General features: G+C 37.9%; 19 protein-coding genes. 11 read left to right on the top strand and 8 right to left on the bottom strand.

The window, feature by feature from the left end; genetic code table 11:
* Positions 1-86: 86 nt before the first annotated feature.
* The 7 genes from J1905_RS14270 to J1905_RS14240 all read left to right on the top strand — a co-directional run bounded on the left by J1905_RS14270 (position 87) and on the right by J1905_RS14240 (position 8648).
* Positions 87-1331, top strand: coding sequence for an efflux RND transporter periplasmic adaptor subunit (locus J1905_RS14270; protein ID WP_214227947.1), 1245 nt, complete (start codon positions 87-89; stop codon positions 1329-1331).
* A 24-nt stretch (positions 1332-1355) separates the two neighbouring features.
* Positions 1356-2804 (top strand): TolC family protein, encoded by a 1449-nt coding sequence (locus J1905_RS14265; protein WP_214227946.1) that lies wholly within the window; start codon positions 1356-1358, stop codon positions 2802-2804.
* A gap of 74 nt (positions 2805-2878) precedes the next feature.
* Positions 2879-3547, top strand: coding sequence for an ABC transporter ATP-binding protein (locus tag J1905_RS14260; RefSeq protein ID WP_214227945.1), 669 nt, complete (start codon positions 2879-2881; stop codon positions 3545-3547).
* A gap of 20 nt (positions 3548-3567) precedes the next feature.
* Positions 3568-4818: an ABC transporter permease gene (locus J1905_RS14255; RefSeq protein ID WP_214227944.1), complete on the top strand. Its 1251-nt coding sequence runs from the start codon at positions 3568-3570 to the stop codon at positions 4816-4818.
* Positions 4819-4841: 23 nt separating this feature from the next.
* The gene (locus J1905_RS14250; RefSeq protein ID WP_214227943.1) at positions 4842-5981 is read left to right on the top strand and encodes an ABC transporter permease; all 1140 of its coding nucleotides are present in this window, start codon (positions 4842-4844) and stop codon (positions 5979-5981) included.
* Positions 5982-5992: 11 nt separating this feature from the next.
* Entirely contained in the window at positions 5993-7369 is a 1377-nt protein-coding gene (locus J1905_RS14245; protein WP_214227942.1) for a sigma-54-dependent transcriptional regulator, read from the top strand.
* Positions 7353-8648 (top strand): sensor histidine kinase, encoded by a 1296-nt coding sequence (locus J1905_RS14240; RefSeq protein WP_214227941.1) that lies wholly within the window; start codon positions 7353-7355, stop codon positions 8646-8648. Before J1905_RS14245 ends, J1905_RS14240 begins: the two co-directional genes overlap by 17 nt.
* On the opposite strand, the gene J1905_RS14235 is transcribed toward J1905_RS14240, so the two are convergent.
* The 8 genes from J1905_RS14235 to J1905_RS14200 all read right to left on the bottom strand — a co-directional run bounded on the left by J1905_RS14235 (position 8632) and on the right by J1905_RS14200 (position 15652).
* Positions 8632-9138, bottom strand: coding sequence for a cupin domain-containing protein (locus tag J1905_RS14235; protein WP_214227940.1), 507 nt, complete (start codon positions 9136-9138; stop codon positions 8632-8634). The two genes, J1905_RS14240 and J1905_RS14235, sit on opposite strands and share 17 nt — an antisense overlap.
* A gap of 8 nt (positions 9139-9146) precedes the next feature.
* The gene (locus J1905_RS14230; RefSeq protein ID WP_214227939.1) at positions 9147-10208 is read right to left on the bottom strand and encodes an alpha/beta hydrolase; all 1062 of its coding nucleotides are present in this window, start codon (positions 10206-10208) and stop codon (positions 9147-9149) included.
* 3 nt (positions 10209-10211) lie between these two features.
* Positions 10212-10865 (bottom strand): carboxymuconolactone decarboxylase family protein, encoded by a 654-nt coding sequence (locus J1905_RS14225; protein ID WP_250318096.1) that lies wholly within the window; start codon positions 10863-10865, stop codon positions 10212-10214.
* A gap of 99 nt (positions 10866-10964) precedes the next feature.
* Positions 10965-12053, bottom strand: coding sequence for an alpha/beta hydrolase (locus J1905_RS14220; protein ID WP_214227937.1), 1089 nt, complete (start codon positions 12051-12053; stop codon positions 10965-10967).
* A gap of 14 nt (positions 12054-12067) precedes the next feature.
* The gene (locus J1905_RS14215; protein WP_214227936.1) at positions 12068-12541 is read right to left on the bottom strand and encodes a nuclear transport factor 2 family protein; all 474 of its coding nucleotides are present in this window, start codon (positions 12539-12541) and stop codon (positions 12068-12070) included.
* An 18-nt stretch (positions 12542-12559) separates the two neighbouring features.
* On the bottom strand, positions 12560-13762 hold the full coding sequence (locus J1905_RS14210; protein ID WP_214227935.1) for a DUF418 domain-containing protein: 1203 nt from the start codon (positions 13760-13762) through the stop codon (positions 12560-12562).
* A 127-nt stretch (positions 13763-13889) separates the two neighbouring features.
* The gene (locus J1905_RS14205; protein ID WP_214227934.1) at positions 13890-14642 is read right to left on the bottom strand and encodes a LytR/AlgR family response regulator transcription factor; all 753 of its coding nucleotides are present in this window, start codon (positions 14640-14642) and stop codon (positions 13890-13892) included.
* Positions 14643-14647: 5 nt separating this feature from the next.
* Positions 14648-15652, bottom strand: coding sequence for a sensor histidine kinase (locus tag J1905_RS14200; protein WP_214227933.1), 1005 nt, complete (start codon positions 15650-15652; stop codon positions 14648-14650).
* A 333-nt stretch (positions 15653-15985) separates the two neighbouring features.
* Between J1905_RS14200 and J1905_RS14195 the strand changes: the two genes are divergently transcribed.
* The 4 genes from J1905_RS14195 to J1905_RS14180 all read left to right on the top strand — a co-directional run bounded on the left by J1905_RS14195 (position 15986) and on the right by J1905_RS14180 (position 23165).
* Positions 15986-16585 (top strand): RNA polymerase sigma factor, encoded by a 600-nt coding sequence (locus tag J1905_RS14195; protein WP_214227932.1) that lies wholly within the window; start codon positions 15986-15988, stop codon positions 16583-16585.
* A gap of 102 nt (positions 16586-16687) precedes the next feature.
* Positions 16688-17866 (top strand): FecR family protein, encoded by a 1179-nt coding sequence (locus J1905_RS14190; RefSeq protein ID WP_214227931.1) that lies wholly within the window; start codon positions 16688-16690, stop codon positions 17864-17866.
* 230 nt (positions 17867-18096) lie between these two features.
* A complete protein-coding gene (locus J1905_RS14185) occupies positions 18097-21486 on the top strand; it encodes a TonB-dependent receptor (RefSeq protein ID WP_214227930.1) in 3390 nt (1129 codons plus the stop codon).
* A gap of 20 nt (positions 21487-21506) precedes the next feature.
* Entirely contained in the window at positions 21507-23165 is a 1659-nt protein-coding gene (locus J1905_RS14180; protein WP_214227929.1) for a RagB/SusD family nutrient uptake outer membrane protein, read from the top strand.
* The last annotated feature ends 30 nt before the right edge of the window (positions 23166-23195 follow it).

The following is a 23195-nucleotide window of genomic DNA, read 5'->3' as shown; positions in this document are numbered from 1 at the left end:
TTTTAATGTAATTTTATAACTATCTTATTTATAGTTATTTGCTTTTGGCATTTGCATTGAAATATAGGGTTCAAAGAAATATAATTATGGACCGTGAAATTTCAGTCAAACAACAAGCCAGGCGAAGAACCAAAATATACCTCATTGTGTTTACCACTTTATTAGTTGCCGCTTTTGGATTTATTCAATTTAAAAGCATGGTTGAACCATCTGTAAAGCGGAGCACATTTACCACATCAATTGCAGAAATAGGCGTGATTGAAGCAACTGTACCTGCTTCAGGAATTATTACACCAGAGTATGAAGTTACGATAAGCGCTCCGGTAAGTGCCAAAATTGAGCAGGTACTATTTAATGCCGGGGAGAAGGTACTTGCTGGTCAATCTATTTTGCAATTGAACAAAGAAGCTTCCTTACTGGCCTTTGAAAAACTAAATGAGGAACAGCATGTTAATCGCAATAAAATAAACCAATTGTCTTTGGGACTTCAGAAAAGCCTTGATGAATTAAAAACCCAGTATTCAATTAAGGAGATGAAAATCAGTAGTCTGGAAACTGCTTTGGATCATGAGCAATCGCTATTAGCTATTGGCGGAAGTACAGATGAAAATGTAAAACAAGCCCGTCTTACCTTAAATGTGGCGCTATTGGAATTAACACAAATCAAAAATCAGATTGACAACCAGAAGGCTATGATGCAAGCCGATCTGAAGAGTTTGGGTTATGAAATCAACATCCGTGAAAAGGATATTAAAGGCGTTAGTGATAAACTGAAAAACACCGCCATTTCTTCACCTCGCAATGGTGTGATCACTTGGGTTAACAATAAGATTGGCGCAGAAATTAATGAAGGTGAAGAGCTGGTGCGCATTGCAGATTTAAGCAGTTATAAGGTAGAAGCAAGTATTTCTGATACCTACGCCGATGAAGTAAAAGCAGGTAGAACTGCTTTGGTCCGAATCAATAAAACCGACCTGAGGGGAAATATCAGTAATGTACAACCTGCTGTTGAAAATGGTACTGTAAAATTCTCTATCAGCTTAAGCAACAAAAATTCAAAGCTACTTAGATCTAATTTAAAGGTGGATGTATTTGTAATTACTTCTTACAAAGAAAATACGGTAAGGGTAAAGAATGGCGCTGCCTTTAACGGCTCTGAAGAACAGAAAGTATTTGTACTGGAAGGCGAAAATGCGGTATCTCGTAAAGTGAAAATAGGGGAAAGCAACTCGGATTATGTAGAGATTCTATCGGGCGTTAAAGCCGGCGAACGGGTCATTATCTCAGAGATGCAGGATTTTATCCACCTCAGCAAAGTTAAGATCAAATAATCCACATTAAATAAAAATACAGCCATGTTCAAGTTAATATTACTTGCCGGAATATTTATGCCTATAGTTGTAAAGAGTCAAAGCCTTAGTGATACTGTGAAACTAAATTTGCAAGACGTCATTGAGATCGCTAAAACACATTCAACTGCAGCAGTACAAGCAGCTACCATTCGTGAAAATCAGTATTGGCAATATAAAACCTTTAAATCGAACTATAGTCCACAGTTAAGTCTGGATGGAACATTACCTCAGTTTAGTAAAACCAATATACCGGTTATACAGCCTGATGGAACAGTGGAGTTTAAGCCTGTAACTAATGATAATTCACAAGTGAATTTAGGCTTAACACAAAACATTGGGTTAACTGGTGGCCAATTGTTTCTTGGATCTAATGTATTGCGGTTTTCGGATTTCGATCGTAAACAGACCCGATACAATGGAAACCCTCTAATTATCGGGTTGAATCAGCCTTTGTTTGCATTCAATTCATTGTCATGGGATAAGAAAATTGAACCATTGCGTTACGAGGAATCGCAAAAAAAGTATAGAGAAGACCTGGAAGTTGTAGGGCGTGATGCATCGGAACTATTCTTTAGCCTACTTATTGCCCAAATCAACAAAGATATAGCTGCTAAAAACCTGTCCAATAATGAGACAATCTATAAGATAGGCGAGGGTAAAGCGGCTTTGGGCAGGCTCTCTAAAGATGAGTTGCTGCGGTTGAAACTTGGTGTTTTAAATGCGCGAAAAGCTGTTTCACAAGCAAATGTTGATGCCGAAACATCAGACCTTCAGTTAAAATCTTTTATTGGGTTTTCGGCCACAAACCAAATTCAACTTATCCTGCCCGAGAATTTGCTCACTTTTGAGGTTGATGCAACTGTTGCAGTTCAGCAGGCTAAAAATAACAGACAAAAAGCAATAGAGTTTAAAAGGGCATTACTTGAGGCCGATAAAGATGTAGCAAAAGCAAAGGGCGAGAACGGTTTAAAAGTTAACCTCTTTGGTACTTTTGGTTTGACAAATGTTGCAAACCAACTACCGGGAATTTATAGGAATGCAAAGGATCAGCAGGAAATAAGTTTAGGTTTTCAAATCCCCATTCTGGATTGGGGGCGTTCGGCTTCAAGAATTAAAACGGCACAGTCGAATAGAAAACTCGTAGAGGCTAACATTAAACAAGCACAAATAAATTTTGAACAGGAAATTTATACCACCCTTAGGCAATTGGTTATGATAAAAGAGCAAATGCAAACTAATGCAGAGGCCGATATAACAGCAAACGAACGGTTTGAAATTGCGAAAAAAAGGTATTTCCTTAATGACTTAAGCATCACCGATCTGAATATCGCACTGCAGGAAAAAGATCAGGCTCGCCGTGATTATATTTTCTCCTTAAAAAGCTTTTGGAATGCTTACTTCAGCCTGCGCGTACTAACGCTATATGATTTTGCTACAAATAAAAACATCTAATTCACTTAAATTAAACAAATAGAAATATGAGAAATTTAATCCTAACTTTTACACCACCCTTAAACTAAATAGAGATGATACAGTTATTGAACATAGAAAAAATTTATCGAACCGATACTATTGAAACGACTGCCCTTAATAATGTTAATATCAATATTAACAAAGGCGAATTTGTGTCTATCATGGGGCCTTCTGGTTGCGGTAAAAGCAGCTTGCTGAATATCATGGGACTATTGGACGCGCCAACTGGAGGTTCTATTACCATGGACAATCAATCTGTTACTTCTTTTAGTCGTAAGCGGTTGGCTGCATTTAGAAATCTTAAGCTTGGATTTATTTTTCAAAGTTATCATCTAATCAATGACCTTTCGGTTATAGACAATGTAGAGCTTCCATTGTTGTATAGGAATGGTATTTCTGGTGCTGAAAGACGCAAGAGGGCTTTGGAGGCATTAGGGAAAGTAGGACTAAGTGCCCGTACCAAGCACTATCCAAACCAGCTTTCAGGTGGACAACGCCAGCGTGTAGCGATTGCACGTGCCATTATTGGAAATCCTGAAATCCTCCTTGCAGATGAGCCTACCGGAAACCTGGATAGTGCAATGGGAGATGAGGTGATGAACTTAATGCTCCACCTCAATAAAACTGATGGAACCACTATAGTTATGGTTACTCACGATGAGCAAATGGCTAAAAAAACGCAGCGTGTCATTCATTTCTTTGACGGGCAACAAGTCAGTTAATCATCTATAACCTAGAAATCATGTTAAAAAATTATATAAAACTCACTTTTAAAGTAATGCTTCGTAAGAAGTATTATACTGCACTCACTTTGGTAGGCATAAGCCTTACCATTATGATTGTTACGATATTCGCATCTTTTATAGATCAGATTATCAGTGCAAATCCACCGGAAGTTAATAGAGATAAAACTTTAATAGTGGATAAAGTATCTGTATTTAAAAATGGTGAACAAACAGACGCAACGCCAAGTCTCACTTTCCTCCAGAAAAATATTAAGGATCTGGAAAGTGCAGAAACAATCTCTTATTTTTCTACCAAGGAGTTTATTTCTTTGCTCAATGGAAAAGCTGCCGGACACGCCATTAAATTTACTGATGAAAATTTCTGGAAAATAACAGATTTTAAATTCCTGGAGGGAAAAGTTTTTGACCTCAACGAGGTAAAAAAAGGTGCCCGGGTTGCGGTTATCAACGAAAAAACTAAAGCCTATTTTTTTAATGAAAACGAGGCTCTGGGTAAAACGATCAATATATATGGTTCATCTTTTAAAGTAATTGGAGTGGTAAAATCTGCCACACCTTTTAGCAAGGCTTATTCGGATGTTTATGTTCCCTATACTACAGACACCAATATTCAACTCACAGACAAGGAGATTGAAGGAACTTATAGTGCCATGCTTTTGGCAAAGACGAATGATCTGAAAAGAGTGCGTGCTGAGTTGAAAATCCGTATGAAAGGAAAGAACCTGGCTTCTGGAGCTGACTCTGTAAAAGTGCATGCTTTTACTGCCTTAGAGCAATTCGCTAAAAGCAGTTCAAGGAACGATGATGAGCCAGAGTATAGGAAAACAGCAATAGTTGTTCTCGTAGTTCTGACCCTGTTCATGCTGATTCCGGCAATTAGTTTGGTTAACATAAATATTACCCGAATAGGTGAGCGGGCAGAGGAAATTGGGGTACGTAAATCATTTGGTGCAACTTCAGGAGCCTTGGTTACACAGCTGATTATCGAAAATATCATCATCACCTTAATCGGCGGATTGATTGGGCTTGGCTTATCTGTGTATGCCTCAGAATTACTGGTTCATCTGATCAATACCTTCGATCCCTTGTTTAAGATGCCGACCGACAGTTTTATCATCAGCTGGCAGGTATTTTCATTCTGTCTTTTTAGCTGTTTGTTACTCGGACTGATCTCGGGAGTTTATCCGGCTTGGAAAATGTCACGCATGAACGTGATTTACGCTTTGAAAGGAGGAAACAACATATGATTTTGCACCTGTTTAAAATGATTATGAACCGGAAGAAAGAGAACTTTTTCTTGTTGTTTCAGCTGTTTGTCAGTTTTATTGCCTTGTTTCTTTTTATTGGGTTGAATTTGAAGAAGGTAAGTAACTATTTCAAACCTTTAGGCTATCATTATGAAGATGCCTGGTTGGTAAAGCTTGATTTTCAAAACCTATCAGAAGAAAAGAAACTGGAGTATACCGGGTTGATTAAAGAAAAACTGCAGTCTATTAAAGAAGTAGAATTGATAAGTTCAACTCAGGTGGTTCCCTTTCTTCAATGGGGTAGGGAGGAAAAGATCACTTATAATAAGCAAGTTAGTAAGGCTTTAGCTTTTGAAGTAGATGAGCATTACAAGGATGTATTGAACATTAAACTGCTTGAAGGACGATGGTTTGCCCCAAAAGATTACGCTTTAAATAGTATCCCTGTAGTAATCACTAAAGATTTGGCCGAAAGAGATTTTAATAATGAAAACCCAATAGGGAAAACCATTTTGATAACTAATAAGCCTGCGCTGATTGTAGGTATTTCGGAAACAGTAAGAGAAAACACAGGTGCTAACCTTAGCCCCGGCTTTTTCATTCCAATTAGCGGTGCGGCTAATACCTATCTTATTAAATCAAAAAACACGGATGACTTGTTGTTATTAGAAGAGAAAATTAGAAAAGCCATCATGTCGGTAAACGCTCCTGAAATCCAGATAAAGCAAAATTTATCCTTAACACTTATTCAAAAGTTTGCCCAGAAGATGGATAATATTCAATTAAGTATAGCCTTAGTTGTGTTTGCATTTTTATTTATAAACGTATTTCTGGGGATTTCCGGAGTATTTAGCTACAAGCTATCTAAACGTAAGGCCGAAGTTGGCTTACGGGTAATTATGGGTGCAAGTCCATTTGATATATTGAAGCAATTTCTTGGGGAATCGATGGTTCTTACTACCTTAGGTATTTTACCGGGCGTGCTGATTGCTACTCAATTGTTAATTATGCAATATTTAGATCCCTACGTGAACGGATATTACGGAGTATTAAGTATTGTTTTATCAGCCTTGTTTTTATACCTTTTGATGTTGAGCTGTGCCTTTTACCCAAGTTTAAAGGCGGCCAGACTTAGTCCGGTAAATGCCTTACATGAAGAATAAATTTATTTAATATGATCCTTATTATTGATGACGATATAGCGGTATGTGCCTCATTGAATCTTCTTTTAAAACAAGAAGGTTTCAAATCTATAAAGGCTCATGGTCCGGAAGAAGCATTAAAGCATCTTAAAGAAAAACCTATTGCAGCGGTTTTACTGGATATGAACTTTTCTATGGAAACTACGGGAGATGATGGTTTGGCTATGCTTCAACAAATAAAAAAGTCATATCCAATGCTACCTGTTATTTTAATGACGGGTTGGGGTTCTATTAAATTAGCAGTTGAGGGTATGAAGTTGGGCGCAACAGATTTCATTAATAAACCTTGGGATAATGAACATTTGATGCGCTCCTTAAGAACTGCCCTGGATTTATCTGATGAACAGGACAGGCCTGGTGCGATGACTAGGAAAAAGCTGAATGAAAAATATGGCTTTGAGAATATTGTTGGAGAGGATCCTCAGCTGTTAGAGGTACTCCAAACCATAGCTAGGGTTAGCCGTACCGATGCTTCAGTGTTGATTATTGGCGAAAGCGGAACAGGTAAAGAACTGATAGCAGAAGCTATTCACGAAAATAGCCGACGTAAGCTTAAGGCATTTGTTAAGGTGAATCTTGGAGGGATTTCATCCAGTTTATTTGAAAGTGAGATGTTCGGGCATAAACGTGGGGCTTTTACTGATGCACGCAGCGATAGGGTTGGGCGGTTTGAACTGGCAGATAAGGGTACCATTTTCTTAGATGAAATTGGAGATCTGGATTTAAACAGTCAGGTAAAACTGCTGCGTGTACTACAGGATCGTAAGTATGAAGTACTGGGCGATAGTAGAACACGTGCCGTAGACCTCCGTGTAGTTTGTGCAACTAATCGTGATTTACGTGAGATGATAGCCAGTAATAAGTTTCGGGAGGACTTATTTTACCGTATTAACCTGATTATTATTCGCCTTCCACCACTTCGTGAACGATCTGAGGATATCCCTATTTTGGCAAATTACTTTTTAAAGAACCTGAAAGAAATTTATAGCAGGCCTAAGTTACAGATTGATAAAAAGACTTACAATTGGTTAAAATCATTGCCCCTTCCGGGGAATATACGTGAACTTAAAAACCTGATTGAACGTGCAGTTTTGTTAAGCGAATCAGATAACCTTGAAATTAAGGATTTTGAACAGCATCTTGAAGAACAGCGTTTGGCAAATACAGCGCTAAATCTTCCGGCTGTAGGCGCACTTTCAATTGATGAAATGGAGCTTTCTATGATCAAAAATGCGATGAGTTTTCATCAAAACAACATCAGTAGAGTGGCCAAAGCATTGGGGTTAAGCAGAGGTACATTATATCGCAAACTTGAAAAATATAATATTCCGTATGAAACTCAAAACTAAAGTTTTACTGTCGGCAATTGTTATTCATGGGATATTTATCTATCTGCTTACCGAGCTCTATGTAGTAAACAGAAATACATTTTTGATAGGGGAAGCTTTACTTTTTATCTCCATGATTTTTTCCTGCTGGATGTATAAATCGATAAGCCAAACTTTTGATACGATCTCTTCAGGAATCGAAACTTTAAAAGACAAGGACTTCAGCGCAAAGCTAAATAGCATTGGCCATACGGAGATGGATGAACTGATTTATGTATATAATCTGATGATTGACCAGTTAAGGCATGAGCGATTGTTACAGGTTGAGAAAAGCTCTTTTCTTGAAAAACTGATTGAAGCTTCTCCTTCCGGGATTATCATTTTTGATTTTAGTGGGACTATTGCAACGGCAAATTCAGCAGCGCTAGAGATGTTTGGTTTATCGAAAGATAAGTTTTTAGGTAAACCTTTGAATGAGATTTCGGGCAGGCTGGCAGAGGAGCTGATAGATTTGGAGGTTAACGACCCTAAGGTAGTTAACCTAAATGGACTAAAATCTTATAAATGCCATAAGGCAACGTTTACTGATCTGGGATATTCCAGAACTTTTATCATTATTGAAGAGCTGACCCGCGAAATCTATATTAAAGAAAAGAATGCCTACGAGAAGGTAATCAAGATGATGTCGCACGAGGTAAACAATTCAATTGGTGCTATTAATTCTATTTTAAACAGTTGTTTGAATTATAAAAGTCAATTGGGGCAAGAGGATCAGGAAGATTACGAGACTGCCTTAAATGTTTCGATAAGCCGCAATGACGGCTTAAGTAGTTTGATGTCGAACTTTGCAAGGGTAATTAGGGTTCCGGAACCTATTCGGCATGAAGTAGAATTGTACTCGCTGCTTCGTTCGGTGGTTTTATTGATGGAACCCGAAGCCAGTAAGAAGAAAGTGGATTGGCTATGGGAGACCGATTCTTTACCATTTGAGGCATTTGCAGATTACCAGCAATTGGAACAGGTATTTATTAATATTCTGAAAAATGCAATAGAAGCAGTGAATTTATCAGGAACAATACGTATTCAAATCCAGGCCTCTGCTAAAACAATCTCAATTGCCAATACCGGGCCTGGAATTTCAAATGAGGTGAGTCAAATGCTCTTTACACCCTTCTTTAGCACTACAAAGAATGGACAGGGAATTGGGTTGATGCTAACCAGGGAAATATTATATAATCACGATTTTAAGTTTTCTTTACAAAGTAGTGGTCAGTGGACTGAATTTAAAATATTGATGTAGCTGGACTGCTATATTCTTTATCTGTTACAACTTCCAACCATGTCGTTTCACCTTTTTCCCTTCCGGTTATAGCTATTTGAATAAATTTGGTATCTGAACTTGCTCCGTGCCAATGAGGAATATCTGGTGGACATTTTATTGAGTCGCCTTTACGTAGTATTTTTTTGGGTTGCCCCAATTCCTGATAATAGCCAACACCATCAATTGCCAATAATATTTGTCCTGCCGGATGAGTATGCCATTTGCTTCTGGCTCCGGGTTCAAAAGTTACACTCCCTACTGAGTTCTGGTTTATGCTGTCGGGCTGAATTAAGTTTTCTAACCATACGGTTCCTGTAAAATTATCATTCGTTATCAGTTTACCTTTTGCAAAAACGGTTTGTTCTTGGGTATTGGTTTGAGGTTTCTGTGCCGACTTATTTTGCTCTTTACACGACAATGAAACTGTTGCGATAAGAAATAGTATAGCTATGTTTTTAATGTTCATCATCTTTAATTTTAAAGGTTTGATTGATAGAAATTAAACAATTTACTTACGGCTTGGGCCACATATTCCGGCTTCCAATAGGTTTCTATATGAGTCGCTCCATCAATAAGAAACAGTTCCTTGCTTTTTGCATTGGTTGCTTTTGGGAATGCTTCGTCTGTCATATATTTTGTATCGGCTTTGCTTCCGACTATCGTCAATAGGGGTTGATTAATTAAATCCATATTGGTGCTGGCATCAAAGGTCATTAAGTCTAGAAGGCTGCTCATGGTATACTTAAAAGTTGAATTTGGATGTGCATGGGTTTTGTAGTAATACACATATCCTTCGCGGTATAAATCTGTTGGGATTTTGGCAATTTCCTCGTCTGTTGGCATTGCTACACCAGCGTAAATAATTTCACCGCCTGCGGCTTCCTGGGCACGAGCATCTGAGGCTTGTTTCAATCGCTCCTGAATTGTTGAAAGCTGTGAGTTCATGAAACCGTTGCGTCTTACCTCACCAGAATTAAACATGCTTAAGGTTGCCACGGCTTTAAATCGTTTGTCAGATTGTGCTGCTTTTAAAGTGTAGCCACCGCCACCACAGATACCTAAAACACCTAAACGGTTGGCATCAACCCCTTTGTATTGAGTGATAAAGTCTGCCATGCCATGAATATCTTCGATGCGGTTAGCTGGTTTATCTGTATGGCGAGGCAGTCCGCCACTAGCACCTTGATAAGCAGCATCTGCAGCCATGGTTATATAACCTGCCTCGGCCAAACGCTGTGCATACAGCCCGGCCGTTTGCTCTTTTATACCTCCATTAGGGTGTGCCACCACCACTGCTGGATATTTCTTTGTGCCATCGTAATTTGCTGGAGTATAAACGTTGGCAGCGATATCAATCCCGTTCAGTTTATATTTTACCGGATGGATGTTTACTTTTCCTTTTTCATTTTTGGTAATGGCACCTTCATAAATCAAGGTAAACGGATTTTGTTGATGTGATTTTGGAGTAGATTGTGCAGTTACCACATCTGTAGCTCCCATTGATATTGCTAGTGCAATTATTGATGTTAATTTTTTCATGCTTTAAATTTTACTTCTTGTTTTTAGCACTTCGTCTAATACTTGTTGTGCCGATTTTGCTTCTTTTTTACCAATAGCAGATTTGATGGTTTCGATGAATTGTTGTAACTGGTTTGGAGTTAAACCTACATTTAGGCAGATGGTTAAATGTGAGCGCAACATAGGCTCTACACCTCCAATACTGCTGAGTACCGATACAGTTACCAATTCTCTTTCAACATAAGTCAATACATCTCTCTCAAAAATATCAGCGAAAAGATGTTCTTTAAGAAAGACCTCTATTTCAGGTGCAAACGCTGCATATCCTGTTTTCGATCCTGTCTCCGGCACACCGGTTAATTCTCCTAATATTGATTTGCCTCTTTCGTACTTGCTGCGTTGATCAGTGATAGGAGAGGCTTCTGTACCCATTTTATCATTTATGCCTATAGCTTTGCGTTCATCCAATACTGTCATTAGTGTTTGCAATCCTCTAATGCTCCGGGGAAATCCGGCATAGGCATAGAGATGAACAATCGACTCTCTGGTCTGGTTGACAGTTAATCCGCTATCAAGGCCTTTATTTAATTCTATCTTTAATTTTGATAGGACGCCTTTGGCCGTAACTGCTGCAATGGAGATCAAGCTTTGTTGTTTGGAATTTAATGCTTTTTCCATAGTGCTTTTTTGTTGTGCAGTTGCATTAAAGAACACGCAGATTAATACTGTTATCGATATTATATGGAATAGCTTCATCTTTTTCTTTAGTGTTTTGTATTATTTGTCTAAACCTTTTTCTTTTAGCCATTTTGACAATAGGTTAGCTATTTCTACATTATTCAGATCTGAAAAAGGGAAATGTGTATTGCCATTAATTCCTATTTCTGGCAGATGTACAACTGTGGCATTGCCTCCGTGTTTGTTAATTGTAGCAGCCCAGATTCTTGCCATTTCTAATCCGGAACGCCAATGGTCTTTGTTCCATATTTTAGTAGGTTCCTTTGCTATGTTATCCCCATAGTAAATAACAATAGGGATCTTAGTCAGTTTATTGAAGTCTGTTAGCGGTATTTCGGTGCCTTTCAATTCACCAAAAAGGCCTGCCGATTTTATCGGTGAGGGCAGTTCTCCTTTAGGGAATACAAAGCTGCTGTAGGGTTCGTAAGCTACTACGGCTTTAACTTTGTCATTTTTGATGGCCGTAAACCAACTCGGACCACCTCCCTGTGAATGAGTGATGAGTATACCTTCGCCGATCTTATTGAAAAGTTGAGAAATGGCGTCAGAGATTACATTGCCATCAAAATCGCCAGTATTCGGGGTCATTTGTCTATAAAATTGCTCCAGGGAAGCCGAATCTTTAGGGAACTGGGAATTTGGAAAATAGCTAGGGTAATTACCAATCCTGAACTGTGTAAACCAAAATTGCTCATCGGCAAATGGAGTAATAGTTGCTGGAACTTTACTTTTTCCTGCTTCTCCACGCCTTGGCTGATCAAGAAGGTAAACTCCAAAACCACGCCTTAAGAAGATATTTTGGAAGCCCTCTCGTCCATCGGGAGTAGTTTCCCATGTTTTTTTAGATTGCCCTGCACCATGAAGGAACACCAGGGGATATTTGCGCGCCTTTACCGGGATTTGATAGAAAGCATAAGCATGATCTCCGTGAAAGGTCTGTCCCTGCGGTTTCAAAGCATTATTTAAATCAAAGTTACCAGGTTCGGTAGTTTTTGTTCCTCCTACCGCAAAGCTACCTTGTTCACTTATCACCAGGTTTTTGGGGTCGACCTGTTGCTTTGTAGCGATACAGGCTGAGAAAAACAACAGGACCGAAAGTAATAATAGAACTCCCTTATTTTTTTTCATATAATTCTAATTGATTAACGTTGTCCACCAGGTGTGTTTATTTTGGTAAAAGAGAGGGAACCCATCTTCCAATGCCCTTTCTCTTTAATGTAAACCTCAGTTACAATAAATGGATTAGTAACTTCATTTCCACCAACAACAGCTAGTAAAGTGATGTTGTTTAATAATATGGCAGTATTACCGATTATATTTACTGAAACCGAATGGATATCTGCTTTTTTGTAATGAATTCCACCACCTTTGATCACATTGATCTCCTGTGCTTTTCCCCAGCTTCCGCCCATGTGAACAAAAACAGATTTTGTATCGAACAACACATTTAATGAATCTACATTCTTATCTGCCATCCAAAGCCATTTGGTTTTGGAAAGCTCAATGATTTGTTGTTCCTCTTTGGTAGGTGCCGGTGATGTACCATTTGATGTTTGTGCAGCACCGTATTGTACAGTGGCAAATAATAGAAATAGTCCTAGAAATATTGTTTTCATGTTTGTATGGTTTTGGGTTTATTGTTTTAACGGTTGCCACTTTAGGTAGGTGCCAGATCTCCATAACCATTCTACTGGTCCATATCGGAACTTCTTTAACCAATAATGGCTGATCTGTATTTGTAAAAAGGTATAAGATAAACATACCACTACACTTAAAAATACACCTAATTCTTGATGCAATGCTAAACCGTAGCCATAGAATATAAATACACCCAGCACAGATTGTAATATATAGTTAGTGAGTCCCATTCTTCCGTAACTCACTACCTTGGTCAGGCGTTTTTGCACTGAGCTTTTCTTGTATAACCCTATAATCAGGACTACCCACAAATAGGCGGAAAGCAAGTTTATTAAACTATCTACCGGGATGGCCAACCATGCGGCTAAGCTTAGTCTTTCACCACCAGGTAAAAAAGGCTTACTTGCATATAGTAAGAGTACCAGCCCTAAAGCAATCCAAGCCCCTCTATACAGAGAATCCCAGTACTTGTCGAGATTTTGAAACAAGCGTATGCGGCCTACCAGTAAACCCAAAATAAAAAAGCCCATAGTCATATAGCCACGGCCATATTCTCCGAATTGGAAATTGAATTTAAAACTCAGTTGTTCGGTAGTATTGTGATGAACATTCGAGGAAAAAGATTCGTTGAGAAAAATCTCCTGCCATCTTGCCCTTCGTTCAACTGATGTTTCTACTTGTTCCTGGCGTATTTCAGGAACTACAGATTTGTATCCGATATAGGTTAATTGTGCACCACCCAACATGAAAAAAAGTGCTATGGAAAGTAGCCATTTACTAGGCCAACGATACATCAATACCAGGGGCACACCTAATACCGCATAGATGATTAAAATATCATTGCGAAATATAGCACTGTGCAATAATCCGATAATAAAGAGTAGTGTTAAACGCCATAGGAAACGTCTACGGAAGTCGATTCCTTTTTTAGAAGCACTATCCATTTGGATAAAGAAACTCAAACCGAATAGAAAAGAGAATATAATGAAGAATTTACCCATGATCAAATACTGTAATATCCAATTGGTAATCTCATCCATAGTGCCTATCCAAGGGAATGGAGGCTGTGCGTTACTGGCAAATGCACCAAAATGTTGGAAAGCGTGCGTAGCACAAATTCCTATTAATGTAATGCCACGTATGGCATCAATAACGGTGATCCTGTTATTTGTGGTTTCTTGCTTACTTGTTAACTGCATAAAATGGTAATGCTCTGATGTTTATATGGTAAATATCAGGAGATTACGTTATGCTTTTCTGTGTTGAGGGAGCAACACGAAAATCTTAAGCTTTAAGACGAAAGATAGCGGTCAAAACCTCATTGGCTTATTCATTGACAAGCCATGCTTTAAAATCTGCGGCTTTGTTTTTACTGATGTAAATACGTTCAGGTACTTCTCTGTCTAGTGTAATCAACAAGCGACTATCGAACCATACGGTAATATTTTTGACCGCATTGCGTGAAATGATGTATTGTTTATTGGCACGATAGAAATTGGCAGGGTTTAAAGTGGGAAAAATCTGCTCTAAGGTTTTGGGGTAACTATAGGTATTCCCATCACTTAGTGCAATAGAGGTGGTTTTATCTGTTGTATAGAAAAAGGAAACCTCTTGCATATCAATGGGTAACAGTTTGTCATTGATTGGAATTAGGAGTTTGTTGGTAAAGCGGGGTGTAGGAGCCAACTGGTTCACTTTGGATAAATACTCGAGGATGTTTGTGCGAGATAATTTAGTGAATTTTTGAAGTGAACGTTCTAAGTCATTGGTTTTTATTGGTTTAAGTAAATAGTCAATGCTATTTACTTTAAATGCCTCAATCGCATATTCGTCATAAGCGGTAGTAAAAATAATCGGAACTTCAACTTCAATATGGTCAAAAATCAGGAACGCAGAGCCATCAGATAAATGGATGTCCATTAAAATAAGATCGGGGAGGGGCCGTTGGTTAAGCCAGTTAATAGTCTGGCTAATACTTTCGGTATTGCCTATCACTTCAATCGTAGGATCAATTTCATTCAAAATCTCCACCAAACTTTCATAGGCAGCTGTTTCATCTTCAACAATTAGTATCTTCATATTGATTATCCCAGTGGTAAGTAAACATTAAATACATTCCCTTTGTTCTCCGTTTTAATTTGTTTGTTCATCAATAACAAAAAGCGGCCTTCCAGGTTTTTAAGTCCTGTTCCATTGGTTACAGGTGGACTCAGTTTTGGATAAATAGGATTAGAAATTACCAGCTCATTGTTTTCATTAACGAATATGTTAATGACCATTTTATGATCGCTGTCTATCGTATTGTGAACAACTATATTATCTAGGAGGGGAAGAATAGAAAGTACAGGTATTTTTTGTGACAGTGTTTTTTGATCAATATTGATGTGGTATTCTAGTTTATTTGCAAAACGGATTTCCATCATGTAGCGAAACGCATCAACAAAAGTTAGTTCTTCTTCAAGTGTTACCAGGCCTTTTTTGTCACTTTGAAGGATATAGCGAAATACGTCGGAGAGTTTATTTACATAGGTCAATGTTTCTTCGTTATTCTTTTTCCTTATCAACGACGTCAATCCGTTAAGAGAATTAAAAAAGAAATGTGGGTTAATTTGGTTTGTTAAAGCATCATAACGGCTTTCCAGATTCTTCACCTTTAATTCCTCTATTTCGAGTTCTCTTTTCCGTTGCTCATTGTACAAGGTTATGATATGCCCCATAAGTGTACTTAAAATGGAAATAATAAAGAACTGAAACAGGACTAGACTACCGTAATGTCTCACCTTTGCATACATCAAAAACGAGAGTCCTCCGTAGATTGCATAGGCTATAATGGAAATAATTACATTATAACCGAAACGTTTTTTGAAGTCGGGCGTTTTTATGCGCTGTAGGTTGATTTTTATCAATAGAAAAACCAGGGCTGCCAGGAACGTAAATCTTAATAGATAGAAAGCTATATAGTTTGTTTTCTCCGATCCAGCGAGTCTTCCTAAATCGAAAGGTAGCCATGTGATATCCGGATACATTACAAACATTGCAGCTATTAAGCTAATGAAAAGTAATTGGTAAGGGCTATATTTTTTAAGCAATTTGTTTCTTGTTTTTTGAATAAATCGATCTATGCATAATATACGAAATTAAGACTTTTCATTCCATGCTTTCTTTTAATAGGGTATCAAAGCGAAAATCACGGTATTTAAAACGAATAAAGCGGGAAGTAGCTTATTTCTGCTTGTGTAATAAATGAAAGAAACTTTTATAAATATTTTAATTGTTGTTGGTTCCTAATAGGATTTAGAGGTTTACTTATTGAAAAAATTGTAAAACTTGTTCGCTGTATTTTTAAAATTTATGGTTAACATTGAAAAAGTAAATGTCTAAAATATTTTTTTAGGTCGAGGGAGATATTGATAAATCCATAAATGATTACTCATTTAAATGAAAACGTAGTAGCTGAGTGCGCCCTGCTTTCAAAAGTAGCAGATGGTGATCATCAGGCATTTAGGGAGATCTATCAGAAATACCATAACAAAATATATACCTTTTCTATCCGAATATTGCATTCCCAACTTCTCGCCGAAGAAGTAGTGCAGGAGAGTATGCTTAAACTTTGGTTGATGGGGCCTGCCGTACTCAATATTAATAACCTGGATAGTTATTTAAAAAGAATTGCACGTAACTGTGCCATCGATTTACTTAAGCGCAAAGAGCTTGAGCTTAAAACTGACCGTAAACTTGGGAATACCTGGGAAGAAAGTCACAACGAGACCGAGGAACAAATACTATTGAATGACGTACGAAAGATTCTAAATGACGGTGTGTCCTTGTTGCCTCAGCAGCAAAAATTGGTGTATCAGTTATGCCATCTTGAAGGACTAAAATATGAAGAGGCTGCTAACCGTTTAAAACTTTCAGTCTTAACGGTTCAAAGTTATATGAAACTCGCATTAAGATTTTTAAGAAACTATATAAATGCCCATACAGATATAGTGGTCTTTCTCATCATTTTTAAGCTATTTTAAAAAAGTAACATTTTTGATACCCCCGATTTTTCTCTTCACTCGTCTTAATAGAAAGGGGTGTTGTTTAGTGCAATGATATCTCCTTTTTACTAAGCAATAAAAATGACCAAGTATAGATTAAGTAATTTGTACCAGCACTATTTGGCAGGTACTCTAACTAAGCAGGAACAGATGGAATGGAAGTCCTTGTTAGCCAACCCAGATCTGAAACAAACTTTAGAGAAGATTGTTGAAGAAGGATGGTATGACTTCTCCGACGAGGAAATTATTTCTATGGATCGGACCATAGCTGATCAGATTTTTGATCAAGTAGTTGCATTGCCTCAAAAGCGAGTTAAGCGAACTATTCTATGGAAACCTTTTGCTGCAGTTGCCTCTATAATTATTGTTGCTGCTTTGGGCTTATACCTCTACACCAACAGATCCGGTGGTAAAAAACAACAATTTGTTTCTTCTACTTCACATATCGAAACAGGTGGTAATAAAGCTTACCTGACTTTGTCAAACGGAAAGCGGATTACTCTAACTGATTCGAAGAACGGAACTCTAGCCGCTCAGAATGGTGTACAAATTACAAAGACAGCAGATGGACAGCTGGTTTATACCGTTGTAGGTAATAAAAACTCAAGTGCTAACGATTACAATACTATTGAAACTCCCAGAGGGGGACAGTATCAGATACGTTTACCTGATGGCACAAATGTTTGGCTAAATGCGGCTTCCTCTCTAAAATACCCTTCCATTTTTAAGGGAAATGAGCGTAAGGTTGAGCTAAAAGGTGAAGCCTATTTTGAAGTCTCTAAAAATAAAAAAATGCCTTTTAGAGTAATTACCAATACCCAGACTATAGAAGTTTTGGGTACGCATTTTAATGTAAAAGGTTATTTAGAAGAGGCAGATACAAAAACAACACTTCTGGAAGGAAGCGTTAAGGTGGTAAATACCCATAGTACTAATGGCCTAGTGATTAAACCCGGGCAACAAGCACAGGTTAAGAATGATGGGGATGATCAGATAAATATTGTGTATGCTGATATGGAAGAAGTGATGGCATGGAAGAACAATTACTTTAGGTTCAATAGTGAAAATATTCAATCGGTGATGCGTAAAATCTCCAGATGGTATGATGTAGATGTTGAATATGATGGAACCATCTCTGCTGAAGAATTTAACGGTACCATTTCCAGAACTAAGAACATTGCGCAAGTACTGAGAATGCTTGAAGAGACCAAGGGAGTTCATTTTAAAATTGAAGGAAGGAGGATTGTCGTGATGAAATAACCATTACATACACCGATAATCCAAAAAAAAAGCCAGGAAACGACTGTAATCGAAATCCTGGCCATGTATGGGTTGTCTTGAATAATCAAAAACTAAACAAAAAACCTAGCGTAGCAGGGCATCTGGACAATGAACATGCATTCGCTATTAACCCAACTAAACAAATGTACAAAATTTGGAATCCAAACCTATGTCTCCAAAAAAGAGGCGTAACTAAACTACTATTGGTTATGAAACTAACCATTTTATTACTAACCACAGTAATATTACAAGTCAGTGCAAACTCCTTTGCGCAGAAGATATCCCTATCTGAAAAAAATGCAAAACTGACAAAGATCTTTGACAAGATCAGATTACAAACGGGATATGACTTTATGGTAACCAAGTCGACGCTTAAAAATGCAAAACCAGTTAATATTGATGTAAAGGATAAGGAATTCCTTGAAGTATTAAAAATCATCTTTGCAGGTCAAAACCTAAACTATTCCTTTAACAATAATGCTATAATTGTTTCAGAAAAGCCTTTCAGCCCTGAATTTCCGGAAACAATTATTAAGGCATTAATAAATGTAACAGGAAGGGTTCTTGATGAAAAGGGGCTTGGTTTACCGGGAGCTACTATTAAAATTAAAGGAACTAAAAGAGCTGATATTACAGATGCTACGGGGAGTTTCAATTTAAAAGGGATAGATGAAAACGCAATTCTAGTGATCTCCTATCTAGGATATGATTCAAAGGAAGTAAAAGCTGATGCTGCTGCGGAAATGATTATAACACTAACACCGCAGAGTAGCTCCCTTACTGAAATTGTGGTTGTTGCTTATGGAACCCAGAAAAAAACCAGTTTAACTGGTGCTATAGCTACTGTGAGCCCTAAGCAATTAAAAGATAGGCCGGTAACTTCTATACAGAATGCACTACAGGGAATTTCTCCTGGTTTAACTATTTTACAACGCCCTGGTGATGTAAGTCGTGATGCAGCTGCTTCTACCGCTGTTAGCATTAGGGGGAGAGGTAGCTTAGTAACTACCGCAGGTACAGGTAGCCCAATGTATGTTATCGATGGAATACCAGCTTCTGCACAAGAGTTTGCAACTTTAAATCCAAGTGATGTATCAAGTATGTCGGTTTTAAAAGATGCCTCCTCAGCAGCACTATATGGTTCCAGAGCAGCAAATGGAGTTATAATGGTAACAACTAAACGTGGTTCTGGAGAAAAAACCACAGTTGAGCTAAATGCAAATTATGGATGGCAGTCACCTACAAAGATCGCACACTATGCAGGTTCTGCTGACTATACTACACTTTACAATGAGGCTTTAACAAATGCCGGCGCCGCAGCGTTATTTACAGATGAACAAATCCAATGGTATAAAGATGGCTCCAAACCAGATCTTTACCCAAATACAGATTGGTATAAAGAGGTACTTCGTAAAACTGCTCCATTAAGTGATATCAATTTAAACATAAACGCACCTGGTAAAATCACTAATAGTTATTTAGGAGTGTCTTATCTTAATCAGGAATCTATTATCCCTAACAGAAGTCAGGATCGCATAGTAGCTAAATTAAATACAGAAACCACTGTTGTGCCTGAAATTTTGAAGGTAGGAACTAATTTTTCGTTTATTAATCAAAATTTTGACCGTGCAGGTAACATGAGCTGGACAGAGCTGAACAGGTCATTACCTACTTCAGTATTTCGTCAGAGCAACGGTGAATGGGGATCAATTGATAATGGGAAAGCAAACTCACAAACTGCCGGCCGTAATCAAGTACGTATGATTGATGAAAGTGGTAAAGGTTGGGATCGCGATAATTACTTACAAACAGCTGCCAATGCTACTTTAACTCCAATTAATGGACTATCGATAAAAGGTTTGGTTTCATTGAAGTATACAAATGGTAACTCATGGGCTTTTAATAACACCATGAATCCGATTAATGACTTTTTAACCGGCAAGCCAATGACTTCGACCCAAAAAGTACAGAATGATATGCTTGAGTACTGGCGTAAAAGAAAAGAACTTTTAGTACAGGGAACTGCAGATTATGAGCGCACTTTTGGTAAACATTACGGTAAAGTAACTTTAGGAGCATCGCAAGAAAGCAACATGTATAGAACTGCTTTGGTTGGTCGTAAAAATTTCCCTAACAACGATATGACAACTGTGGTATCTGGTTCTTCAAATCCTGAAGATATGAATTCTGATGATGATGGACAGGCAAACCGAAGCAATGAGGAAGATTGGGCCATGCGTTCTATATTTGGTCGTTTTAATTACGTTTTTAATGATAAATACCTTTTTGAAGTAAATACACGTATTGATTATTCATCTCGTTTCCGCGCAGATGTGCGACAAGCTGTATTCCCATCTTTTTCAGCAGGATGGAATGTTAATAAAGAGGATTTTATGAAAAACGTAAATTGGATAAATAATTTGAAATTACGTGGTTCATACGGTTCTTTGGGTAACCAGGAAGTTGTACGTGTGGGGAACTATTATGACCGTTTAAACACCGGTTACCAATATAGCTTTGAGGAATCTCCTCAAGGAGGCGTATGGTCAGATAAACTTTCAAATCCACGTACTGGTTGGGAAAAGGTTTTTATGACCAATATAGGAATTGACCTAAGTATGTTTAATGGCAAATTAGACATTACTACAGATTACTATATTAAAGATACTAAAGAACTGCTGATGAGGGTTCCTGCTCTTGCAACAATTGGGGTAAATACAAGCACTACTGATGCCGTAAATAGCGGACTTCCTTTATCTAATGGTGCAGCTACCCGAAATAAAGGGTTTGAGCTTGCTGTTAATCATAATAACAAAATTGGTGACGATTTTACTTTCAGTATTGGTGGTAATTTATCCATTATAAACAGTAAGATAACAAAGTTGGGGGCTGGTAATGAGGTTGTTGACGGGAAATATATACAGAAAATAGGCGAATCAATAGGTTCTTTTTATGGTTATGAAGCCGAAGGTCTTTTTGTTGATGCTACCGACGTAACCAATCATGCTTTTCAAACGGTAAATACCAAGCCGGGTGATATTAAGTTTAAAGACCTAAACGGAGATGAAAAGATCGATGCAGCTGACCGTAAGGTAATTGGTAACGATGTTCCATGGTTAAATTATGGCTTTAATATTAATGCAACATATAAAGGATTTGATTTTAGCTTACTTACTTACGGTGTAGCAAAAGTTAAGACCTATTTATCTGAAGAAGCAGCTTATCCCTTCTTTAATGGTGCAAACCTTAAGGAACAATGGTTAAACCGTTGGACAAGTGCTAATCCTGATCGAAATGCTGATTTTCCACGTATTCTTACTACAGCGGCCGGAGCACATAATTATAACCCAATTTCATCATTCTGGTTATTTAGTGGTTCTTATTTTAGGGTAAGAGGTATAACTCTAGGTTATACGATTCCACAAGATGTAAGCAAACGAATTGGCTTGTCGAAACTAAGAATTTATGGAGCTGCTAATAATCCATTTACGGTTATGTCTGATAAGCGTTTGGCAGATTATGATCCGGAGACTGGTTCTGGACGTGGAGGCTATCCAGGTATGAAAACTTGGTCAATTGGTTTAAGTGCAGGGTTTTAATCAGAAATAATTTGAATATCATGAAAAAAATAACATCAATATATATACTTACAGGGCTTTTAACAATTGGCACTGTAACCTCTTGTAAAAAAGATTTTTTGGAAAGACCACCGTTAGATCAATTGTCTGAAACAACATTTTGGAAAACGCCTAACGATGTGTATCAAGCTGTTATGGCAGTGTATAATCAACTGCCAGGCGATGGAATAATTTATGAGGATGGTGCATCAGACAATGCTCATGCCCAGTATCCATGGGAAAGTTCAGCTACAGATGTTTCTGCAGGATCACTTACTTCTACTACTGATGCTGGTTGGAGTTTTGTCGACATCCGTCGCGCTAATTATTTCCTTGCCAATGCAGATAAAGTAACTACAATAGATGCTGCTTTATTAGAAAGATATAAAGCAGAAGTTCGGTTTTTAAGGGCTTTATTTTATTCCAGAATGGTAAATAAATTTGGAGACGTTCCTTTAATTACATCAGTTTTAACCTTAGGACAAGAAAATGTGAAAAGAACTCCAAGAGCAGAAGTAGTGAAATTTATTACAGATGAACTGGAGGCAGTTTCTAAGATTTTACCTCAAGCTTATGCAGGTGGTAAACCTAATGAAAAAGGAAGAATCACAAAAGGAGCGGCCCTGGCACTTAAGGCAAGAGTTTATTTAAATGAAGGTCAATTCCAACAGGCAGCAGATGCTGCTAGTCAGGTAATGACTTTAGGCTATACCTTATTTAAGGTTGATGCTGAAGAAACGATAGATGCTAAAGATGATTATAGCAAATGGGTAACTTTTGCAAATGCTGCTGATGAGAAGAAATTCCGCTTAGGCTTGCGTAGTTACGAAGCTCTTTTTCATAAAGCAAATGAAGGCAACAATGAAGTGATTTTAGACCGTCAGCAAATTGACCAAAAGGATGCTAATTTCTTAAACACTTATTTATTGCCAGGCACTATTGGTGGTTGGAGCTCAGTAACTCCAACTCAGGAATTGGTAAACAGTTATGGCAGTTATAAAACGGGCGAGGCAGTTACACCAACAGATCCGGCACAGCGTGCTGCATGGTATATTGCTAAAAAACCCCTATTCGCTAATGAGTATAAAAACCGTGATCCACGTTTTTATGCGAGTATCTTGTTTGAAGATTCACCATGGAATGCAGTTGAGGACGATTATAAATTTAATTGGGTTCAGGGAGCTTCCAATATGTCATTAACAGGATACAATTTCCGCAAGATGGTTGACCCTGCAATTTATCGCCTACAGGTAGATAACTATGCCAACATAATCTTAATCCGTTATGCTGAGGTGTTGTTAACGTATGCTGAGGCTAAAAATGAGGTTAGCGGTCCGGATAATTCAGTTTATGAGGCTCTTGATGCCGTTAGAACGCGTTCAGGAATGCCTGTTGTTGATCGAGTAAAATATGCAGGTAAAGATGCGCTTAGAGAGGTAATTCGTAACGAACGCAGGGTAGAGCTAGCTTTAGAAGGACAGCGTTATATGGATATTCGTCGTTGGAAGATTGCCCCTCAGGTAATGAAAACTATTAATAATATTAAAAATACCCAAGCTCAGGAAAGGGTATGGAATGATAGATTTTATCTGATGCCGATTCCGCAAAAGGAAATTGACCTTTCGAAAGGAGTATTAACTCCAAATCCAGGTTATAATTAAGCAAGCATTTTTTAAAGTATTAATGGGGGT

The sequence above is a fragment of the Pedobacter sp. B4-66 genome (assembly GCF_018492665.1).
GTDB lineage: Bacteria > Bacteroidota > Bacteroidia > Sphingobacteriales > Sphingobacteriaceae > Pedobacter.
The sequence above is the reverse complement of the archived record's forward strand: the minus strand, read 5'-3'. Positions and strand labels throughout refer to the sequence as shown.